This is a genomic window from Corynebacterium bovis DSM 20582 = CIP 54.80, from assembly GCF_030408615.1.
GTDB lineage: Bacteria > Actinomycetota > Actinomycetes > Mycobacteriales > Mycobacteriaceae > Corynebacterium > Corynebacterium bovis.
Genome location: NZ_CP047187.1, coordinates 2,169,091 through 2,189,410, shown reverse-complemented (window position 1 = coordinate 2,189,410; position 20,320 = coordinate 2,169,091). Strand labels below are relative to the sequence as shown.

At 73.5% G+C, this 20,320-nt stretch carries 21 protein-coding genes; 12 read left to right on the top strand and 9 right to left on the bottom strand.

Going from position 1 to position 20,320, the window contains the following annotated elements:
• Positions 1-52: 52 nt before the first annotated feature.
• The 6 genes from thiE (at position 53) to CBOVI_RS08995 (ending at position 4,842) form a co-directional block, all read left to right on the top strand.
• On the top strand, positions 53-784 hold the full coding sequence (gene thiE, locus CBOVI_RS09020; RefSeq protein WP_125185951.1) for a thiamine phosphate synthase: 732 nt from the start codon (positions 53-55) through the stop codon (positions 782-784).
• Positions 777-1,976 carry an FAD-dependent oxidoreductase gene (locus tag CBOVI_RS09015; RefSeq protein ID WP_125185952.1) on the top strand — a complete coding sequence of 400 codons (1,200 nt, stop codon included), beginning with the start codon at positions 777-779 and terminating at the stop codon, positions 1,974-1,976. Before thiE ends, CBOVI_RS09015 begins: the two co-directional genes overlap by 8 nt.
• Entirely contained in the window at positions 1,948-2,157 is a 210-nt protein-coding gene (gene thiS / locus CBOVI_RS09010) for a sulfur carrier protein ThiS (protein WP_232625713.1), read from the top strand. The genes CBOVI_RS09015 and thiS overlap by 29 nt, the downstream gene beginning before the upstream one ends.
• A complete protein-coding gene (locus CBOVI_RS09005; RefSeq protein ID WP_010272829.1) occupies positions 2,154-2,933 on the top strand; it encodes a thiazole synthase in 780 nt (259 codons plus the stop codon). The genes thiS and CBOVI_RS09005 overlap by 4 nt, the downstream gene beginning before the upstream one ends.
• An 89-nt stretch (positions 2,934-3,022) precedes the next feature.
• Positions 3,023-4,015, top strand: a complete 993-nt coding sequence (locus tag CBOVI_RS09000; RefSeq protein WP_010272831.1) for an ABC transporter ATP-binding protein — start codon at positions 3,023-3,025, stop codon at positions 4,013-4,015.
• The gene (locus tag CBOVI_RS08995) at positions 4,012-4,842 is read left to right on the top strand and encodes an ABC-2 transporter permease family protein (RefSeq protein WP_010272833.1); all 831 of its coding nucleotides are present in this window, start codon (positions 4,012-4,014) and stop codon (positions 4,840-4,842) included. The genes CBOVI_RS09000 and CBOVI_RS08995 overlap by 4 nt, the downstream gene beginning before the upstream one ends.
• Before the next feature lie 64 nt (positions 4,843-4,906).
• Here the strand turns inward: CBOVI_RS08995 and CBOVI_RS08990 are convergent, their stop codons facing one another.
• A complete protein-coding gene (locus CBOVI_RS08990) occupies positions 4,907-5,521 on the bottom strand; it encodes a TetR/AcrR family transcriptional regulator (protein ID WP_010266202.1) in 615 nt (204 codons plus the stop codon).
• 53 nt (positions 5,522-5,574) lie between these two features.
• Positions 5,575-7,299: a phosphomethylpyrimidine synthase ThiC gene (gene thiC, locus CBOVI_RS08985; RefSeq protein ID WP_010266200.1), complete on the bottom strand. Its 1,725-nt coding sequence runs from the start codon at positions 7,297-7,299 to the stop codon at positions 5,575-5,577.
• Positions 7,300-7,464: 165 nt separating this feature from the next.
• Here thiC and CBOVI_RS08980 point away from each other — a divergent pair, with 165 nt between their 5' ends.
• Positions 7,465-8,694: a Bcr/CflA family efflux MFS transporter gene (locus CBOVI_RS08980; RefSeq protein WP_010266197.1), complete on the top strand. Its 1,230-nt coding sequence runs from the start codon at positions 7,465-7,467 to the stop codon at positions 8,692-8,694.
• Here CBOVI_RS08980 and CBOVI_RS08975 read toward each other — a convergent pair.
• From CBOVI_RS08975 to CBOVI_RS08955, 5 genes are all read right to left on the bottom strand, one after another.
• Positions 8,691-9,221 carry a MarR family winged helix-turn-helix transcriptional regulator gene (locus CBOVI_RS08975; protein ID WP_010266194.1) on the bottom strand — a complete coding sequence of 177 codons (531 nt, stop codon included), beginning with the start codon at positions 9,219-9,221 and terminating at the stop codon, positions 8,691-8,693. The genes CBOVI_RS08980 and CBOVI_RS08975 overlap by 4 nt on opposite strands.
• 126 nt (positions 9,222-9,347) lie before the next feature.
• Positions 9,348-10,907 carry a cardiolipin synthase gene (gene cls / locus CBOVI_RS08970; protein WP_010266193.1) on the bottom strand — a complete coding sequence of 520 codons (1,560 nt, stop codon included), beginning with the start codon at positions 10,905-10,907 and terminating at the stop codon, positions 9,348-9,350.
• Positions 10,904-11,692: an exodeoxyribonuclease III gene (locus CBOVI_RS08965; protein ID WP_010266191.1), complete on the bottom strand. Its 789-nt coding sequence runs from the start codon at positions 11,690-11,692 to the stop codon at positions 10,904-10,906. The genes cls and CBOVI_RS08965 overlap by 4 nt, the downstream gene beginning before the upstream one ends.
• Before the next feature lie 9 nt (positions 11,693-11,701).
• Complete coding sequence (locus CBOVI_RS08960) at positions 11,702-12,772, bottom strand: N-acetylglutamate synthase, CG3035 family (protein ID WP_010266190.1); 1,071 nt, start codon at positions 12,770-12,772, stop codon at positions 11,702-11,704.
• Positions 12,773-12,780: 8 nt separating this feature from the next.
• Positions 12,781-13,407, bottom strand: a complete 627-nt coding sequence (locus tag CBOVI_RS08955; RefSeq protein ID WP_029157751.1) for a peptide deformylase — start codon at positions 13,405-13,407, stop codon at positions 12,781-12,783.
• 70 nt (positions 13,408-13,477) lie between these two features.
• On the opposite strand from CBOVI_RS08955, the gene CBOVI_RS08950 reads away from it, so the two are divergent.
• The 3 genes from CBOVI_RS08950 (at position 13,478) to CBOVI_RS08940 (ending at position 15,816) form a co-directional block, all read left to right on the top strand.
• Positions 13,478-13,717: a DUF3263 domain-containing protein gene (locus CBOVI_RS08950; RefSeq protein ID WP_050798198.1), complete on the top strand. Its 240-nt coding sequence runs from the start codon at positions 13,478-13,480 to the stop codon at positions 13,715-13,717.
• Between the two features lie 67 nt (positions 13,718-13,784).
• Positions 13,785-14,627: a LytR C-terminal domain-containing protein gene (locus CBOVI_RS08945; RefSeq protein WP_125186137.1), complete on the top strand. Its 843-nt coding sequence runs from the start codon at positions 13,785-13,787 to the stop codon at positions 14,625-14,627.
• Positions 14,628-14,637: 10 nt separating this feature from the next.
• On the top strand, positions 14,638-15,816 hold the full coding sequence (locus tag CBOVI_RS08940) for a glutamate--cysteine ligase (protein ID WP_010273107.1): 1,179 nt from the start codon (positions 14,638-14,640) through the stop codon (positions 15,814-15,816).
• Positions 15,817-15,819: 3 nt separating this feature from the next.
• On the opposite strand, the gene CBOVI_RS08935 is transcribed toward CBOVI_RS08940, so the two are convergent.
• Both CBOVI_RS08935 and CBOVI_RS08930 read right to left on the bottom strand, forming a co-directional pair.
• On the bottom strand, positions 15,820-16,431 hold the full coding sequence (locus CBOVI_RS08935; protein WP_043363023.1) for a hypothetical protein: 612 nt from the start codon (positions 16,429-16,431) through the stop codon (positions 15,820-15,822).
• Between the two features lie 222 nt (positions 16,432-16,653).
• Complete coding sequence (locus tag CBOVI_RS08930) at positions 16,654-18,066, bottom strand: dipeptidase (protein ID WP_010273113.1); 1,413 nt, start codon at positions 18,064-18,066, stop codon at positions 16,654-16,656.
• Positions 18,067-18,368: 302 nt separating this feature from the next.
• Here CBOVI_RS08930 and groL point away from each other — a divergent pair, with 302 nt between their 5' ends.
• Positions 18,369-20,015, top strand: coding sequence for a chaperonin GroEL (groL, locus tag CBOVI_RS08925; protein ID WP_029158035.1), 1,647 nt, complete (start codon positions 18,369-18,371; stop codon positions 20,013-20,015).
• A gap of 124 nt (positions 20,016-20,139) precedes the next feature.
• Positions 20,140-20,253 carry a PorACj family cell wall channel-forming small protein gene (locus tag CBOVI_RS08920; protein ID WP_010273119.1) on the top strand — a complete coding sequence of 38 codons (114 nt, stop codon included), beginning with the start codon at positions 20,140-20,142 and terminating at the stop codon, positions 20,251-20,253.
• Positions 20,254-20,320: the final 67 nt, after the last annotated feature.

Genomic DNA, 20,320 nt, shown 5'->3' with positions numbered 1-20,320 from the left:
GGCCCGCCGCACGGCCGCGTCCCGGGTCCGGGCGCGGAGTAGCGTGTGTGCCATGACCCGGACCGACACCCACCCCGACGTCCCGCCCCGGCAGCGCCTCCGGGACGCCCGCCTGTACCTCGTCACGGACTCGTTGCGCCGGGAGGGGGACAGCCCCGCCGACCGGGACGCGCTGACCCGGCTCCACGCGACGGTCGCCGCCGCGCTCGACGGCGGGGTGGACGTCGTCCAGTTCCGGGACAAGGGTGCCGTCCCCGACCGGTTCGGGGCCCTGAGCGTCGCCGACGAGATCGCCGTCCACCGCCGGCTGCGGGACCTGTGCCACCGGCACGGCGCGCTCTACGCGGTCAACGACCGGGCCGACGTCGCCCTCGCCGTCGGGGCGGACGTCGTCCACGTCGGGCAGGACGACGTCCCCGTCGACGTCGTGCGCCGGATCGTCGGCCCGGACGTCGTCGTCGGCCTGAGCTGCCACACCCCGGGGCAGGTCGACGCCGCCGCCGCGGACCCGGACGTCGACTACTTCTGCACCGGCCCGGTGTGGACGACGCCGACGAAGCCGGGCCGCGCGGCCGTCGGCACCGCGCTCGTCCGGCACGGGGCCGCCGCGTCCCGGGACACCGGCACCCCGTTCTTCGCCATCGGGGGGATCGACGCCGCCTCCGTGGGGGAGGTCGTCTCCGCCGGGGCGCGGCGCATCGTCGTCGTCCGCGCCGTCGCCGCGGCCGCCGACCCCGCCGCGGCCGCCCGCACCCTCCGGACGGCGGTGACCGCCCGTGACTGACGTCGCCGCCCCCGTCACCGTCGTCGGTGGCAGCGTCATCGGCCTCGCGTGCGCCCACCGTCTCGCCCGCGCCGGGCACGCGGTGGAGGTCGTCGACCCCTTCGACCCCGGCACCGGCACCGCCCCCGGCACCGGCACCGGCACCGCCCCCGCCCCCGCGGCGTGGGTGGCCGCCGGGATGCTCGGCGCGTACACGGAGGCGTGGCCGGGCGACGAGGACCTGCTCCACCAGGGGGTCACCGCCCTCGCGGCGTGGCGGCGGCTCCGGGCGGAGCTCGGTGAGGAGTGGGAGGGACGCCCCGTGTTCCACGACGGCACGGTGCTCCTCGGCGTCGACGACGCCGACGCCGCGGACGTCGGGCGGGTCGCCGACCTGCTCGACCGCGAGACCCCGGGCGCGGTCACCCGCCTCACCCGCCGGGAGCTGCGGGACCGGGAGCCGTCGCTGCGGCGGGGCGTTCGGGCCGCCGTCGCCTGCGACGCCGAGTTCGCCGTCGACAACCGCCGCGTGCTCGCCGCCCTCGCCGCCCGGTGCCGGGACCTCGGCGTGCGCTTCACCCGGCGCACCGTCGCGTCCCTCGGGGAGGTGACGACGCCGGTCGTCGTCCTCGCGGCCGGGCACGCCGCCGGTGACCTCCTGCCCGCCCTCCGCCCCCTGCTGCGACCGGTGAAGGGGGAGGTCGTGCGCCTGCGCCGCCGGGCGGGCTCCCTGCCCGGGCCGACCCGCACGGTGCGGGCGCGGGTCCACGGCCGGGCCCTCTACGTCGTCCCCCGGTGGGACGGGTGCGTCGTCGGGGCGACGGAGTACGAGCACGGCGTCGACCGGGAGCCGACCGCCGGGGGCGTGCGCCAGCTCCTCGACGACGCCGCCGAGCTCGTCCCGGGGCTCGACGACCACGAGTTCACCGAGGTCATCGCCGGGTTGCGGCCCTACAGCCCGGACAACCTCCCGCTCGTCGGCACGTGGACCGGCCCCGTGCCCGCGCCGTGGCCGGACGGGGCGGACCGGCACCTCGTCGTCGCCGTCGGGCACGGCCGGAACGGTGTGCTGCACAGCGCCGTGACCGGTGAGATCGTCGCCGCCGTCGTCGGCGGACGGACCCTCACCGGCGAGCTCGCCGCCGCCGCCCACCGGGTCCGGCCCGGCCGCTACGATGGAGCGCATGATGATCTGCACGGACGTCAACGGTGAGGAACACTGCGTCGAGCCCGCGACGACGGTCGCGGAGCTCGTCGGCGGGATCGTGGACTCCACCCGGGGGATCGCCGTCGCCGTGGACGGGCGGGTGCTCCCCCGGGACCGCTGGTCCGAGACCCTCGGTGACCTGCGCCCGGAGAGCGTCGACATCCTCACGGTGGTGCAGGGCGGATGACCGGGGGGCTGCGCATCGCGGGTGAGGAGTTCAGCTCCCGCCTCATCATGGGCACCGGCGGGGCCTCCAACCAGCAGATCCTCCGCGAGGCCCTCGTCGCCTCCGGGACGGAGCTGACGACGGTCGCCATGCGCCGCGTCGACGCCTCCCGGGGCACCGGCCTCGTCGGGCTCCTCGACGACCTCGGGATCCGTATGCTGCCGAACACCGCCGGCTGCTACAGCGCGCGGGAGGCGGTCCTCACCGCCCACCTCGCCCGGGAGGCGCTCGGCACGGACTGGGTGAAGCTCGAGGTCATCGCCGACGACCGGACGCTCCTGCCGGACCCGGTCGGGCTCGTCGACGCCGCCGAGCAGCTCGTCGACGACGGCTTCACCGTCCTGCCCTACACCACCGACGACCCGGTCACGGCCCGGCACCTCGCCGACGCCGGCTGTGCCGCGGTCATGCCCCTCGCCGCCCCCATCGGCACCGGCCTCGGCGTGCTCAACGAGCACAACCTCGCGATGATCTGCGGGGAGGCCGCCGAGCGGGGGCTGCCGGTGATCTGCGACGCGGGCCTCGGCACGGCCTCGGACGCGGCGCGCGCGATGGAGCTCGGCTGCGACGGGGTGCTCCTCGCCACGGCCGTGACCAGGTGCGACGACCCGGTGCGGATGGCCCGGGCGATGCGCCTCGCGGTCGAGGCGGGCCATCTCGCCGCCGGGGCCGGGCGGATCCCGCGCCGCCGGTGGGCCCGGGCCTCGTCGCCGCCCCGGGAGGACCTGTCCGTGTGACCCCGCGGGGGGAGGCCGCGTCGCCCGCCCGGGTGTGGTGCCGTCCGCGCCCGGGGGTGTAGTGCGCGTCACTGTGGCACGATGGCCCCATGATCGAAGTCACCTCCCTGTCGAAGAGATACGGCGACAAGACCGTCGTCGACGACCTCAGTTTCGCCGTGCAGCCCGGGATCGTGACGGGCTTCCTCGGCCCGAACGGTGCGGGCAAGTCGACGACCATGCGCATGATCGTCGGCCTCGACCGGCCGAGCGCCGGGACGGCGACCGTCGACGGCCGCCCCTACGGCGCCTACACCCGGCCGCTGACGAAGGTGGGCACCCTGCTCGACGCGAAGTGGGTCCACCCGGGCCGCAGCGCCGCGAACCACCTCCGGTGGATGGCCGCGGCGAACGGCATCCCGCTGTCCCGGGTCGACGAGGTGCTCGCGCTCGTCGGCCTCTCCGACGCCGCCGGGCGCAAGGCCGGCAAGTTCTCCCTCGGCATGGGCCAGCGCCTCGGCCTCGCCGGGGCGCTCCTCGGCGACCCCGAGGTCCTCATTCTCGACGAGCCGGTCAACGGCCTCGACCCGGAGGGCATCCGCTGGGTCCGTGACTTCGTGCGCCACCTCGCCTCCGAGGGCCGGACCGTCCTCATCAGCTCGCACCTGCTCAGCGAGATGGCGCAGACCGCCGACCACCTCGTCGTCATCGGCCGCGGCCGCCTCGTCGCCGACACCTCGACACACGACTTCATCAGGAACGCGTCGACGGCGACGACCGTCGTGCGCACCGACCACCTCGACGAGCTCGACGCGGTCCTCACCGAGGAGGGCATCACCCACCACCGGGAGACCGACGCCGACGGCCGGCCGACGGTCGTCGTCCCCGACGAGGAGCCCGACCTCATCGGCGGCCTCGCCTACTCGGCGGGCATCCTCCTCCGCGAACTCTCCGAGCGCCGCGCCTCCCTCGAGGACGCCTTCATGAGGATGACCGGCGACGCGGTGGAGTACCACGCCGAGGTCGGCGGGACGACCGGCCCGCGGGCCGCGCAGACCACCACCCAGACCCCCCTGACGACCCCGACGGAGGACCCGAAGTGAACCTGGGACACGCCATCCGCGCGGAGTGGATCAAGCTCCGCTCCACGAAATCCCTGTACTGGACGAGCGCGCTCGTCATCGTCTTCTCCGTCGCCGTCGCCGCGATGATGGGCTTCGGCGCCGCCTCGGTGCTCAACGCCGCGGTGGACTCCGGCGACCCCGGCGACCTGCAGATGGCCCTGTCGTCCTTCAACCCGGAGGCCGCGCTCGTGGGGCCGACGGTGTTCGGGATCATGGTCGTCATCATCCAGGCGGTCATGACCGTCACCTCGGAGTACGGTCACGGCACGGCGAAGCCGACGGCCCTCGCCCTGCCCGGCCGCTGGCAGGCCCCCGTCGCGAAGGTCCTCGTGTACGCCGTCCTCGCCGCGGTGACCATCGTCGTCGCCGCGGTGCTCAGCCTCCTCGTCGCCCACTGGACCGCGGCGGCGCTGGCGAAGGACACGCCGTTCACGGACGACGCGCTGCGGAACATGTCCTTCTCCGCGGAGCACGCGTGGGGGGAGACGGGGATGATCGCGCTCTACGCCGTGCTCGTCGTGCCGCTGTCCGTCGGCACCGGCTACCTCGTGCGCCACACGGCCGGGGCCATCGCGGTCCTGCTGCTGTGGAAGCTCGTCGTCGAGACGGCCGTCGTCGGCCTCATCCCGAAGATCCGCGACTGGCTGCCGCCGTACATGCCCTTCGGGAACATGGACTCCGCGACGCAGCTCTCGGACGTCACGGACGCCCCGTGGGGGTGGCAGGGCTCGGCGGTGTACTTCGCCGTGTGGTCCGTCGTCATCTTCGTCGCCGGCATCGTCGTCCTGCGCCGCCGCGACGCCTGACCGGCGCCGCCTGACCTGCGCCGGCCCCCGGCCCGTCCCGCCCGCCCGCCCCGCCCGCCCCGGCTCAGCCCCGGGGGAGCGGGGCGGTCGCGAGTTCGGCGGTGAGGACGCGGCGCACCGTCGCCCGCTGGTCGGCGATGTCCACCGTCGACCGCCAGATCGCGATGCGGGGCAGCGTCCCGCTGAGCACGGTGCGCACGACGTCGGTCATCCCCGACGCCCACCGCGCCGCGTCCTCGGGGTCCCCGCCGGCGGCGACGCACCACTCGGTGAGGCGTTCGCGGACCGTCCCGTGGGCCCGCCCGACGTGCTCCGCGAGGACGCGGGCGAGCTCCGGGCGCACCGTCGCCTCCGCCCACAACGCCATGATCATCGCGAGCAGCGGCCGGTGCCGCGCCCACTCGTCGATGAGGGCGTCCACCGTCTCGACGGGGTCGGAGAAGTCCCCCCGCAGGATCCGCTCGGACAGCGCCCGGACCGTGTCGACCGCCGCGGCGACCGCGAGGTCGTCCTTGCCGCCGGGGAAGTGGGCGTACACCGTCCCGGCGGACATGCCGGACGCCTCGATGATGTCCGTCACCGGGGTCCCCTGGATCCCCGTCCGGCTGAAACACTCCATGGCCGCCGCGACGATCCGCGCGCGGCGCCGCCGTCGGTGCTCCTCACTGACCTTGGGCATGGGAACACGATAGCAGCGGCCCCGGACCGCCCCCACGCCGCCGTGACGGGCCCCTACGTCGCCGTGATGGGCAGGTAGACCCGGTCACCCGCCTCCGAGAACTCCTGCGACTTCTCCGCCATCCCCGCCTCGATGGCCTCGACGGAGGTCAGCCCGTGCTCCTCGGCGTAGTCGCGCACGTCCTGGCTGATGCGCATGGAGCAGAACTTCGGCCCGCACATCGAGCAGAAGTGGGCGGTCTTCGCCGGCTCGGCGGGCAGCGTCTCGTCGTGGAAGTCGAGGGCGGTGTCCGGGTCGAGCGCGAGGGCGAACTGGTCGTGCCAGCGGAACTCGAACCGGGCGGTGGACAGGGCGTCGTCCCGCTCCTGCGCCCGGGGGTGGCCCTTCGCGAGGTCGGCGGCGTGGGCGGCGATCTTGTACGTGATGACGCCGGTCTTCACGTCGTCCCGGTTCGGCAGGCCGAGGTGCTCCTTCGGCGTGACGTAGCACAGCATCGCGGTGCCCGCCTGGCCGATGATCGCCGCGCCGATGGCGGAGGTGATGTGGTCGTAGCCGGGCGCGATGTCCGTCGCGAGCGGGCCGAGCGTGTAGAAGGGGGCGCCGTCGCACCACTCCTCCTCCCACTCGACGTTCTGCGGGATCTTGTGCATCGGCACGTGACCGGGGCCCTCGATCATGACCTGGACACCCCGGCTGCGGGCGATGCGGGTGAGCTCGCCGAGGGTGCGCAGCTCCGCGAGCTGGGCCTCGTCGTTCGCGTCGGCGATCGACCCGGGGCGGAGACCGTCGCCGAGGGAGAACGTGACGTCGTACCGGGCGAGGATGTCGCAGAGCTCCTCGAAGTGGGTGTAGAGGAACGACTCGCGGTGCTCCTTGAGGCACCAGGCGGCCATGATCGACCCGCCGCGGGACACGATGCCCGTGACGCGCGGGGCGGCGAGCGGCACGTAGCGCAGCAGGACCCCGGCGTGGACGGTCATGTAGTCCACCCCCTGTTCGCACTGCTCGATGACGGTGTCGCGGTAGATCTCCCACGTCAGCGCCATCGGGTCACCCTTGACCTTCTCCAGCGCCTCGTAGATCGGGACCGTGCCGACGGGCACGGGGGAGTTGCGGATGATCCACTCCCGGGTCTCGTGGATGTCCGAGCCGGTGGAGAGGTCCATGATCGTGTCCGCGCCCCAGCGCGTCGCCCACACCATCTTCTCCACCTCCTCCGCGATCGAGGAGGTCACGGCCGAGTTGCCCATGTTCGCGTTGATCTTCACCGCGAAGGCCCGGCCGATGATCATCGGCTCGATCTCCGGGTGGCGGTGGTTCGCGCAGATGACCGCCCGGCCGGCGGCGACCTCGTCGCGGACGAACTCGGGGGTGAAGCCCTCGCGGTGGGCGATGAACGTCATCTCGGGGGTGACGACCCCGGCCCGGGCCCACGCCAGCTGGGTCTGCACGCGCAGCTCCGGGTGCTCGGCGCTGGCGGGCGCGGCGGCGGGCCGTTCCCACCCGTCGCGGGTGCGGGCGAGGCCCGCGGCGAGGTCGAGCTGCGGGTCGTCCTCGGTGTAGATGCCGGAGGTGTCGTAGAGGGGGAACTGCGCGCCGGTCGTGAGGTCGACGCTGCGCTGCGGGATCCGCAGGACCGTCGACGTGCCGTCGGTGTTGCGGTGGGTGACCTCGGTGTACGTCTTGCGGCTGCGGTAGATCGGGCCGGTGGTGACCTGGCCCGCCTCGGGGGCCGCGGCCCGGTGTGAGCGCGAGGATGAACGGACACGTGTGCTCATGGAGCTTCCTTCCTTCGCCGGAATGACCCGGACAGGTTCAGACGGTCGACCCCCGTTCCGGTGGGGTCCTCTCAGCGCGCGGCGTGCGCGCTCCCGTGGTGTGCGTCCCACGGTAACAAGCATCGGGTCGCGGTGCCCACCGGACCTGTGGTTGAGTCGACAGGTGTGAACACTCCGCGTGACACCAGCAGCACCCCGTCCCGCTCGTCGATGCCCCTCGGCCTCCTCGCCGGGATCGCACTCCTCGCGGCGGGCGGGCCACTGGGGACGGACATGTACCTGTCCACCCTCCCCGCCATCGCCAGGGACCTCGACGCCGCCGACGCGGTGACCCAGCTGTCCATCACCGCGTTCATGCTCGGCATGGGCGTCGGCCAGGTCGTCGTCGGCCCGGTGTCGGACCGGGTCGGCCGGCACCGGCTGCTCGTCGTCGGGGCCGTGGCGGGGGTCGTGGGCTCCGTCGCGTGCGCCCTGTCCCCGCACATCGCCGTGCTCATCCTCGCCCGCCTCGTCCAGGGTGCGGCCGGGGGCACCGGGGTCGTCCTCGGCCGGGCGGTCATCGCCGACCTCGTCTCCGGGGCGGCGGCGGCCCGCGCCTTCTCCGTCATGATGCTCATCATCGGGCTCGGCCCGGTGGCCGCGCCGGTCATCGGCGGGGTCCTCGGCGGGGCGGTCGGCTGGCGGGGGATCTTCGCGCTCCTCGCCGTCGTCGCCGTCGGGCAGTTCGTCGTCGCGTGGCGGATGCCGGAGACGCTCCCGCCGGAGCGGCGTTTCGGCGGCAGCCTCGGCATGACCTACCGCCGGATGGGGCAGCTCCTCGCCCGGCGGGCGTTCATGGGGCAGACCCTGTGCTTCGCGCTCGGCTTCGGGACGATGTTCTCGTTCATCTCGGGCTCGTCGTTCGTCATGCAGGAGCAGCTGGGGATGAGCCCGCTGGGCTTCAGCCTCGTCTTCGCGGTCAACGCCGCGGCGCTCATCGTGGGCAACATCGTGACGATGCGGATCGTCGGCCGGACCGGCCCCCGGGTCCTCCAGACGGTGGCGATGGGCCTCCAGGTGGTCGGCGTCGTCGCCCTCCTCCTCGTCGCCCTGTCCCACCCGGGGCCGGGTGGGGGCTCGGTGGCGGCGGTGCTCGGGTGCACCCTCGTGGTCACCCTCGGGTCGTCGTTGAACTTCGGGAACACGACGTCGATCGCCCAGGGGATGGCGGCCGACCGGGCGGGGGCGGCGTCCGCCGTGCTCGGTGGCGTGCAGTTCCTCGTCGCGGGCATCGTGAGCCCGCTCGTCGGGCTGGGGGAGGACTCGCTGCTCACGATGGCCGTCGTCATGGCGGTGTGCTCCGCCGGCGCCGTCTCCGGCGTCGTCCTGTCGCGGACGGCCCGCGAGGCCCGCTAGCTGCGCCGCTGGATGTCGTCGACGAGCCCCTCGGCGGCGACGGAGAGGTTCCGCAGCGCGGGCACCCCCTTGCGGAGGGTGGCGAGGTCGCGGGTGTCCATCCGGCGGGCGGCGGCGAGGATGAGGGTCGCCCACTCGTCGGTGATCGCGTTCATCATCTCGACGCCCCGGTCGGACAGGTACAGGTCCTGGGCGCGGCGGTCCTGGTCGTTCGCCTCGCGGTGGACGAGCCCGGAGTTGATGAGCCGCCGGACGGTGGCGGAGACGTTCGACGCCCGGAGGAACCGCAGCCGGGCGATGTCCGACACCCCGCACCCCGGGTGGCGGCTGATGAAGTGGAGGACCTCGATCTCCGACTGGGAGATGGCGAGCTTCTGGTTGGGGCGCTCCATGAGCCGCCGGCTCGTCGAGAGGAAGTCGTAGACGGCCGTGGCGATCTCCCCGACGTCGACGTCGGGGAGCAGGCCGGGCGCCCGGCGGCCGCGGATCGCGGTCGAGTTCGCGCGGTGGTCGTCGTCCCCGGTCATGGCCGTCCTTCTTTCTGTCTTTCCGGCTGTCGGTCGGTCCGTCCGTGGCGGACCCGTCGTGTGGAGATATCTTAAGCGACGGGGGGAGGGCCCCGGGGAGGCCCCGCCCCGGTCACCGGGGGGCGGTCACTGGAGGGCGGAGGTCAGCCGGGCGACGTTGTCGAGGTACTGGAGGTACCAGGGGCGCCGGGACCACTCCTCGAGGGTGAGCCGGTGGCTGCGCTCCTTGTACGTCGCCGCGAGCCGCCGCAGCGACGTCAGCAGGTCGCCGCCGGTGGTGAGCACGGTGATCTCGTAGTTGAGGCCGAAGGAGCGCATGTCCATGTTCGACGAGCCCATGAGCGCGATCTCGTCGTCGGCGAGGGCGAACTTCGAGTGGAGCACGGCGGGGGCCGGGTACTGGTGGATCTCCACGCCGGCCCGGAGGAGGGCCTCGTAGTACGACGACTGCGCGTGCCCGACGAGGGCCTGGTCCGCCTTCTCGGAGACGTAGAGCTCGACCTGCACGCCCCGGTAGGCGGCGGTCGTCACCGCCTCGAGGAGCGACTCGTCGGGGATGAAGTACGGGCTGACGAGCTGGAGCCGGTGCTTGGCGTGGTGGGCGACGGAGGTGAACAGCCGGAGGTTCGGTTCCGTCGTGAACCCCGGGCCCGACGGGATGATCTGGAGGATGTCCGCACCCGAGTCCGGGAGGGCGTCGTCGTCGGTGCGTTCGTCGAGCCACCGGGTGAGCTCCGTCGGCGAGCTCACCGACAGCTCCTGCTTGGACTCCGTGTACCAGTCCACCGCGAAGACCGAGTCGATGATCGTCACGACCGGGCCCGTGACCTGGGCCATGACGTCGACCCACCGGCGGCCGGAGCGGCGGTTCGCCGACGTGAGGTAGCTGGAGTCGATCATGTTCTGGCTGCCGATGAACGCCGTGTGCCCGTCGATGACGACGATCTTGCGGTGGTTGCGCAGGTCCGGGCGGCGGAACCGCCAGCGCCACGGCTTGAGCGGCAGCATCATGAGCCACTCGACGCCGATCTCGTCGAGCCGCCGGCCGAGGGAGAGGTAGCCGGGGTACTTCCAGCTGCCGACCTGGTCGAACATGAGGTGAACCTTGACCCCGCGCGCGACGGCCCGTTCGAGCGCGCGGAAGAAGACGTCGGTCGTGTCGTCCCAGGCCATGATGTAGATCTCGACGTTGACGTACGTCTCCGCCCGGTCGACCGCGTCCGCCATCGCGCGGATCGACGCGTCGTAGTCGGGGTGGAGGTCGACGAGCGACCCGGTCGTCGCCGGGATGGCCGTCAGCGCCCGGTTGAGCTTCACCAGCGAGGTGAGCTCCTCGGTGAGCTCGGCGCCCGGGGGGACGTCCGGCTCGTCGCGGGTGATCGTCCGGAGCAGCTCGTTCGCCCGGTCCTGGATCCGGTGGCGCCGCCGGTTGATGTACGGCGAGCCCATGAGGAAGTACAGGAGGATGCCGACGAACGGCAGGAGGAAGATGGCGAGCAGCCACGCCATCGCGCTCGTCGGCCGGCGGTCCTTCGGCACCCAGCCGAGCGCGATGAACTTCAGCAGGTAGTCGAGGACGATGAGCGCGACCTGCCACCACTCCAGGCCGTCCTGGAGGAGGCTGCCGACGAAGGGGACCGACACGAGCGACTCGCCGACGGTCGACAGGATGTTCGCCCCGGTCATGCCCCGTGCCCGCCCGTCGTCCCGTCGACGGTGTAGTCGACGATGACGGGGGCGTGGTCGGACGCGCCCTTCCCGCGGCGTTCCCCGACGTCCACCCACGCCCGCTCGACCGTGAGCCCGCGGGTGAACTGGAGGTCGATGCGCATCCCCTCGTCGCGGCGGAAGCGTCCGCCCTGGTAGTCCCAGTACGTCCACGTGCCGTGGAGGTCGGCCGTCGCCTCGGTGAGCCCGGCGTCGCCGAGGGCGGCCAGCGCCGCGCGCTCCCGGGGGGTGACGTGCGTGCGCCCGGCGAAGACCGCGGGGTCCCACACGTCGGCGTCCGTCGGGGCGATGTTCATGTCCCCGACGAGGCACAGCGGGGTCGGGCCGGCGGCGGCGTAGCGGCGCACGGCGTCGAGCCAGTCGAGCTTGTACGTGTAGTGCCGGTCGGCGATCTCCCGCCCGTTCGGCGTGTAGAGGCTCCACACCTCGACGCCGCCGCACACCGCGCCGAGCGCCCGGGCCTCCTGCTCCTGCGGGGCGAAGGGGTCCTTCGCGAACCCGGGCTGGCCGAGGTCGTGCCGGGGGTCGTCGAGGCCGACGCGGCTGAGGACGGCGACGCCGTTGAACGCGTGGAGCCCGTGGTGGGCCTGCGCGTACCCGGTGTCGGAGAAGTCCGGGAACTGCGCGTCCGTGCACTTCGTCTCCTGGAGACAGAGGACGTCGACGTCGGAGCGGCGGAGGAAGTCCCGGACCCGGTCCTCCCGGGTGCGGACGGAGTTGATGTTCCACGTCGCGATGCGCATGGCTACAGACTAGCCGTCGGGGAGGGTGAGGCAGCGGTGCCGGTGGTGCTCGCTGAAGTCCAGCGAGTGGTACAGCCCGCGGCCGGCGGTGTTCCCGGCGACGACCTGCAGGGCGGCGGCGTCGGCCCCCTCCCCGGCACCCCAGTGCAGCATCGCCGCGGTGAGCAGCCGGCCGAGCCCCCGCCGCCGGTGCGACGGGGCGACCTCGACGGCGGAGTACCCGAGGAACCTCCGGTCCCCGCCGGCGGTGACGGTGCCGCGGGTGACGGCGACGAGTTCGCCGCCGACGGTGAGCCGGGCGAAGACGAGCTCCCCGTCGATCCGGTCGGCGAGCAGGCGCAACGCCCGCTCCGGCAGCGGCCGCCCCCGGAAGTGGTACAGGCTGAGCCAGGCGTCGTCGGGCCGGTCGAGGAGCTCCAGCCGCGCGCCGAGCGGGTTGGGCTGGTCCGGCGGCAGGTCCGTCAGCGGCCGGGTCATGACGATGATCTCCGGGCCGCGGTCGACCCCCGGCGCCCCGGCGAGGGGTTCGGCCGGGCGGCCGAGCCGGTCGGGGAGGAGCAGGCGGGTCGGCAGGTCGTGGCGGCGGTAGAAGTCCCGGATCCCGTCGAGCGGCACCGGCGACGTCCCCGCCCCCGGCCCGAGCGGGACCGCGGAGTTCGACCGCTCGGTGATGCCGTCGCCGGCGCGGACGAGCCACCCGTCGACCCACGTGTTGCTCGTGCCGGGGAAGGCGGCGGCGGTGGCCTCCTCGACGGCGCGGATGTCGGAGGTCCGGACGGGGGCCGCGGGGAGGGTCTTGAGGACGACGACGTCCGCCGCGGGGATGAGTTCGACGGTGTCCGCGCCGTCGGGGCCGGTGCCGGTGCGCACCCGCAGCGGGTCGACGGACACGAGCGTGCCGATGACGTCGGTGACCCCGGGCCGTCCGGAGGCGGCGCGGCGGCCGGTCGCCCGGCGGACGGTGACGCGCACGCCGGGGCGGACGGAGACGGGGTCGGTCCACCGGGAGACGGGGAACGGCAGGCCGGCGTCGCGCGCCCCGGCGTGCGCGGCGGACCAGGAGGTGTCGCGGGGGGTCACGGCGGCGGTCAGTCGTCGTGCCCGAAGGGGTCGGGGGTCTCGCCCGGGGTCCACGTCAGCCCGCCGACGGTCCACCCCTCCCGCTTGACGGCCTTCCGGGCGGCCCGCCGGTACCGGCCGATGAGCATGTCGGTGTAGAGGAAGCCGTCGAGGTGGCCGACCTCGTGCTGGAGGCACCGGGCGAAGAAGCCGTACCCCTCGACGCTCACGGGCCGGCCGTGTTCGTCGGTGCCGGTGACGCGGGCCCAGTCGGCGCGGCCGGTGGGGAAGTCGTAGCCGGGGACGGAGAGGCAGCCCTCGGAGTCCTCGTCCTCGTCGGGCATGGTCTCGGGGACGGCGGAGGTCTCGAGGACGGGGTTGACGACGGTGCCGCGCCGCATCGGCCCGCCCTGCGCCTCGATGTCCTCCTCGCTCTTGCGGGTGCCGTCGGGGCCGTCGATGTCGGGGCAGTGGTAGACGAACAGGCGGGAGCCGACGCCCACCTGGTTCGCGGCGAGGCCGACGCCGTGCGCGCGGTCCATGGTCTCGTGCATGTCCGCGATGAGCTCCGCGAGCTCCTCCGGCGACGCGGTGACGGGCGCGGTCGGCGTGTGGAGCACGGGGTCGCCGCAGATGACGATGGGGAGAACTGTCATGAGCACAGAATCCCCGACCGGGTGCTCCCGGGGCAACCGGCGCGGGGGCGGGGTCGTAGGATCGGGGGTCATGGATGCTGTGGGCAGGGGAGGTGACGACGGTCGCCTCAGCGAGCGCGACCTGGAGATGCTCGCCTTCGAACGGCGGTGGTGGCGCCGCCGGGGAGCGCGGGACGAGGAGATCCGCCGTCGCTTCGGTGTCACGCCGGTGCGGTACTTCCAGCAGCTCAACGCCCTCATCGAGCGGCCGGAGGCGTTGGCGGAGGACCCGGTGCTCGTCCGGACGCTGCTCCGGCGCCGGGAGGGCTGAGGGGCGGGGCGGACCGGGCCGGGGAGGCGGGGTACCGGGGGAGTGTGACTGAAGTTAGTATTGGTGCGTGACTTCATCGCACCGCCCACGCCACTCCCTCGATGACGACGACGACTTCCTCCTCGGGGACGACCCCGCCGCCGTCCCCGCCGGGGCCGCCGCGTCCCCCGACCCCGACGCCCCGGAGGCGGAGCGCTCCGGCCCGCCGCTCCGCGGGCTGGCCATGATCCTCACGGCCGTCGCCGTGCTCCTCATCGCCTGGGGCGCGTACTCGTTCTTCTCCGGCCGGGGCGACGACGGGGCCGACGGCTCCGACGCCGCCGCCGCGTCGTCCCCGCAGCAGCCCGGCCGCGGGGCCGCCGGGGCGTCCGCGCCCGCGGCGGCGCCGACGGAGGGGGCCGACCCCGCCGCGCCCGCCGCCCCGTCCGCGCCGGCGCAGCAGCCGGGCCAGTCCGGCGCGGCACAGCAGCCGGGCCAAGCCCAGCAGTCGCAGCAGTCCGGCCGGGACGGCGCGGCGCAGCAGTCGGGGCAGGCGGGCCAGTCGGGCCAGTCGGCGCAGTCCGGCGGTGACGTCGAGGTCGACCGCGGGCGCACCGTCGTCACCGTCCTCAACAACAGCCCCGTCCAGGGGCTGGCCAGCGACACCGCGGCGAAGCTGAAGCAGGACCGCTGGTCCCGCACCGGCTACGGCAACCTCCCCGACGAGGCCGGGGCCTTCCCGGAGTCCGTCGTGCTCTACCCGGGCGGGAACGCGGAGGCGAAGGCCGCCGCCGAGGCCATCGCCGCGGACCTCCACATCACCGCGCGGCAGCGGGACGCGGGCATCGACCGCCAGCTCGCGGGCGCGGCGATGCTCGACGGCCCCGGCCCCTCGAACGTCGTCGTCGTGACGACCCGGGACCTGCGGTAGTATCCCTGACATGGATTTTCCGTCCTCCCGACCGACCGTCGGCGTCGAGTGGGAGCTCGCCCTCGTCGACCCCGTGACCCGTGACCTCACCCCGCGGGCCGCCGAGCTCGTCGCCGAGATGGACCGGCGGTTCCCCGGACACCGGGTGACCCGCGAGTTCCTCGCGAACACGGTGGAGATGGTGACGGGGGTGCACGAGGCCGTCCCCGGGGCCGTCGCGGACCTCCGCGAGCAGCTCACCCAGCTGTACGCGTGCGCGGACGCGGTCGGCGTCGACCTCTTCTCCGCGGGGACGCACCCCTTCGCCCACTGGGGGGACCAGGAGCTCAGCGGGAAGTCGAGCTACCAGGAGATCATCAACCGCACGCAGTGGTGGGGCCGCCAGATGCTCATCTGGGGCATCCACGTCCACGTCGGCGTCGGCGGCCGCGACCGGGTGTGGCCGGTCATCAACGCGGTCATGATGCAGTACCCGCACATCCTCGCGCTCTCGGCGAGCTCGCCGGCGTGGGAGGGGCTGGACACCGGCTACGCGTCGAACCGCACGCTGCTCTACCGGCAGCTGCCGACGGCCGGGATGCCGTACCAGTTCCGGGACTGGGGGGAGTGGGAGGACTTCAACCGGGACCAGGACCGGTCCGGGGTCATCAACCACACCGGGTCGATGCACTTCGACGTCCGGCCGTCCCGCTTCGGCACGGTCGAGGTGCGGTTCGCCGACGCGACGATGGAGGTGTGGGAGGTCGGCGCGATCGCGGCGTTCATCCACTGCCTCGTCGTCCACTACGAGCGCCGCTGGCGGGACGGCGAGCGGCTGCCGACCCTCCAGCAGTGGCACGTGGCGGAGAACAAGTGGCGGGCGGCGCGCTACGGCCTCGACGCGCTCGTCATCACCGACCGGGAGACGACGGAACGCCCCGTGCGGGAGGACCTCGACCTGTGGCTCGACCGCCTCGCGCCCCTCGCCGCGGAGCTCGGCTGCGCGACGGAGCTGGCGGACGTGCGCCGGCTCATGGAGCGGGGCGGGGACTACGAGCTCCAGCGGGCGGCCGCGCGGGCCGCGGGGGCGGCGCTCGAGCCGGGCACCCGCACCCGCGGCGACGCCGGGGCGGAGGAGGGGTTCACCCAGCCGCGGGCGTGGGTCGCCGCGGTCGACCTCACGGTGGAGGCGCTGCGCCGGAGCGTGTGACGCTCAGGGGTGGAGCCGCGACGCGGCGTTCGCGAGGGCCGCGGCGATCGAGAGGTCCCGGTCGGCCCCGAAGCCGACGGCCCACACGCGCGTCGTCCCGTGGACGGTGTAGAGGAACGTCACCGTCGCCTCGAAGATCTCGTACTGGTGGAACTCGAGGATCTCGACGGGGCGGCCGTGGTCGCCGAGCACCTGGGTCACGGCGCTCACCGTGCCCATCGCGGTGACGGCGGCGCGGGTGCCGTGGCCGTCGGCGCGGAGGCCGGTGACCGCGAGGTCGATGTCGTGCCGCCCGGTGGCGCGGCGGACGGAGCGGATGCCGTCGACGCGGATCCGGCCGGGGGCGTACGTGGCGACGAACTCCCGCCACGCCATGCCGCGGGCCTCCTGGCGCATGCCGGTGGGGAGGCGGCGGCCGAAGCGGGCGCGGAACGGGTCCTCCGCGTAGGTGCGGGTCCGCTGCCGGCGGCGTTCGATGCGGGTGGGGGTGGCCCCGCGGTACGTCACGGACGTGGACCGGCGGCTGCCGGGCTGCACGCTGTACGTCGCGGGGGAGGGCTGGGCCTGCTGCGCCTGCTCGGCGCGGGCGAAGCGGATGAGGGTGCCGGAGGACATGTGGTCTTCCCTGTCGCTGAACATCATGGACTGTTCCCTTGGTCTGCGGGACCGTCGGCGGTCCCGGGCGGTCGGTGCGGTGGACCGACCCTGGCGAGCGTGCGTGGACGACCCCGGGGTGGAGGGGTCAGTCCGCGCCTCCACCCGGGTGGGCTACTCGCCGGGAAACGATGATCATGGTGGCACATGATAGCCAGGTCACATCGCGGGGGGCAAGGCGCGTCACCGTCCGGCGGCGGCCGTCCGCGCGAGGAAGAGCAGCTCCGCCGTGCCGATCGCGTGGATCTCCGTCGGGTCGACGGACTCGTCGGAGGAGTGGATGCGGCACGCGGGCTCCTCGACGCCGAACAGGGCGAGCTCCGCGTCGGGGTGCCGGGCGAGGAGGGACGTGCACAGGGGGATCGACCCGCCGGAGGCGATGTGCACCGTCTCCACGCCCGGGTCGGTGTCCCGGCCGTACGCGTCGGCGAGCGCGTCGGAGAGCGTGGCGAGCGCCGGCCCGGTGAGGTCGGCGGAGAACGGCGCGGCGACCTCGCCCCGCTCGACGGTGAGCCGGGCGTGGAGCGGGACGTTCGCCTCGAGGTGCCGGACGAGCGCGTCCTGCGCGGCGGTCGGGTCCGTCCCCGGCGGCACGCGGAGGTGGACGACGGCCGCGGCCTCGGCGGGCACGGCGTTGACCGGGTCGTCGACGGGCAGGGCGTCGAGCCCCGTGACCGTCACGGAGGCGCGGGCGACGGTGAGGTCGTCGGGCCGCAGGCCGGCGGCCGCGCCGGGCAGGTCGACGCCGTCGAGGACACCGGCGTCGCGCCGGAAGGTGGCGGCGTCGGGACCCCGACCCTCCCACCGGGCGTCGGAGGCGAGCCCCTCGACGGCGAGGAGGCCGTCGTCGTCGTGGAGGGTCGCGAGCAGCCGGACGAGGCTGAGCAGGGCGTCCGGGGCGGCCCCGCCGAACTGTCCGGAGTGGACGGGCTGCTCGAGCGTGCGGAGCCGGACCGTCACGGGCGCCGAGCCGCGGAGGGCGGTGCAGAGGGAGGGGACGCCGACGGCGTCGTTCCCGGAGTCCGCGATGAGGAAGGTGTCCGCGGCGAAGAGCTCCGGGCGCGCGGCGAGGAGGTCCTCGAGGCCGTGGCCGCCGCGCTCCTCCGAGCCCTCGACGACGACGCGCACGCCGATGCGGCCGAGCTCGGGGTGGTCGGGGGTGAGCTCGCGGAGGGCGCGGAGGACGCCGAGGTGCATGACGAGGTTGCCCTTGCAGTCGGCGGCCCCGCGGCCGTACCACCGGCCGTCGCGCTCGGTGAGCTCCCACGGGGAGGACGTCCAGTGCGTGGTGTCCGACGCGGGCTGGACGTCGAAGTGGGAGTAGAGGAGGATCGTCGGGTGGCCCGGGGCCGGTTCGCGCAGGCCGATGACGCTCGTCGTCCCGTCGCTGGTGAGGTGGGGTTCGACGGGGACCCCTGCGTCACGGAACGCGGAGACGACCCAGGCCGCGGCGGCGGCGTTGTCCTCCTCCAGCCCGGGGGCGGAGTGGACGGAACGGAAGGCCACGAGCTCGGTGAGGGCGTCGCGGATGAACGGCATCTGGGCGTCGAGGGCGGCCCGCGCGGCGGCGGGCGTGAGGGTGCTGTCGGTGCTCATGTCCGTCACCCTACGCACCCGGGTCCGCGGCCCCGCCGACATCCCGTCGGGAACCCGTCGGGGGCCGCCGACATCCCTTGCACTCGGGCACGGGGACTGCTAGAAACGGGGTTAGCACTGTCACTGTGTGAGTGCCAGATCCCGGGTCGTCCGACCCGGGACCGTGGGCCCCGGCGGTGACGGTCACCAGTCAGATGCAGTGAGGGTGGACGTCGCGACAACCGTCCGTCCGTGCCGTCGCGGGCGCTGGGTCTGATCCGCACGTGTCGCGTCCAAATCTGTAACGGAGGATCAGGAGCCTCATGGCTAAGATGATTGCATTCGACGAGGAAGCACGCCGCGGTCTCGAGAAGGGTCTGAACACCCTGGCGGACGCGGTGAAGGTCACCCTCGGCCCCAAGGGCCGCAACGTGGTCCTGGAGCGCAAGTGGGGTGCGCCCACCATCACGAACGACGGCGTCACCATCGCCCGGGAGATCGAGCTCGAGGACCCCTACGAGAAGATCGGCGCCGAGCTCGTCAAGGAGGTCGCGAAGAAGACCGACGACGTCGCCGGTGACGGCACGACGACCGCCACGGTCCTGGCCCAGTCCCTCGTCAAGGAGGGGCTGCGCAACGTCGCCGCCGGGTCCAACCCGATGGGCATCAAGCGCGGCATCCAGGCCGGCGTGGAGAAGGTCACGGCGGAGCTGCTCGCGTCCGCCAAGGAGATCGAGACCAAGGAGCAGATCGCCGCGACCGCCGGCATCTCCGCCGCCGACGAGAAGATCGGTGAGCTCATCGCCGAGGCGATGTACAAGGTCGGCGACGGCCAGCTCAACAAGGACGGCGTCATCACCGTCGAGGAGTCCAACGCCTTCGGCGTGAACCTCGAGGTCACCGAGGGTATGCGCTTCGACAAGGGCTACATCTCCGGCTACTTCGCCACCGACGTCGAGCGCGGCGAGGCCGTCCTGGAGGACCCCTACATCCTCCTCGTCTCCTCGAAGATCTCGTCCGTCAAGGACCTGCTCCCGCTGCTCGAGAAGGTCATGCAGTCCGGCAAGCCGCTGCTCATCGTCGCCGAGGACATCGAGGGCGAGGCCCTGTCCACCCTCGTCGTCAACAAGATCCGCGGCACGTTCAAGTCCGTCGCCGTCAAGGCCCCGGGCTTCGGTGACCGCCGCAAGGCCCAGCTCCAGGACATCGCCATCCTCACCGGCGGCCAGGTCATCGCCGAGGAGGTCGGCCTCTCCCTCGAGACCGCCGACCTGCCGCTGCTCGGCTCGGCCCGCAAGGTCGTCGTCACGAAGGACGACACGACGATCGTCGACGGCGCCGGCTCCTCCGAGCAGCTCGCCGGCCGGATCAAGCAGATCCGCCAGGAGATCGAGAACGCGGACTCCGACTACGACCGGGAGAAGCTGCAGGAGCGGCTCGCGAAGCTCTCCGGCGGCGTCGCCGTCCTCCAGGTCGGTGCCGCGACCGAGGTCGAGCTCAAGGAGCGCAAGCACCGCATCGAGGACGCCGTGCGCAACGCGAAGGCCGCCGCGGAGGAGGGCATCGTCGCCGGTGGCGGCGCCGCGCTGCTCCAGGCCGCGCACGTGCTCGACGACAACCTCGGCCTCGAGGGCGACGAGGCGACGGGCGTGCAGATCGTCCGCGCCGCGCTGTCCTCCCCGCTGAAGCAGATCGCGCACAACGCGGGCCTCGAGCCGGGCGTCGTCGTCGACAAGGTCGCGAACCTCGACCGGGGCCGCGGCCTCAACGCCGCGACGGGCGAGTACGTCGACCTCCTCGAGGTCGGCATCTCCGACCCGGTGAAGGTCACCCGCTCCGCGCTGCAGAACGCCGCCTCCATCGCGGCGCTCTTCCTCACGACCGAGGCCGTCGTCGCCGACAAGCCGGAGCCCGAGGGCGCCCCGGCGATGCCGGGCGGCGACGAGATGGGCGGCATGGGCGGCTTCTGACCCCGTCCGACTTGCGCGCTGCAGATGTGGTGCTAATCTTCTTGGCGGGCACCTGACCATGGGTGCCTCCACACTGTTCCGCCGGTCCGCCACAGGGGCCGGCGCCTCATCGAAGGAGTACCCCATGCAGCAGATCCTCGACATCGTCGGCCAGGTCAAGACCTTCTTCTCCGGCCTGAAGGACCTCTTCTCCGGCCTCAAGGACGTCCTCACCGTCGTGTCCAGCTCCACCAAGTAATCGGGAGCTCGCGGTCCACGCCGGTGAGGTGTGGATCAAAGGCCCGGCCTCTGTGCCGGGCCTTTCG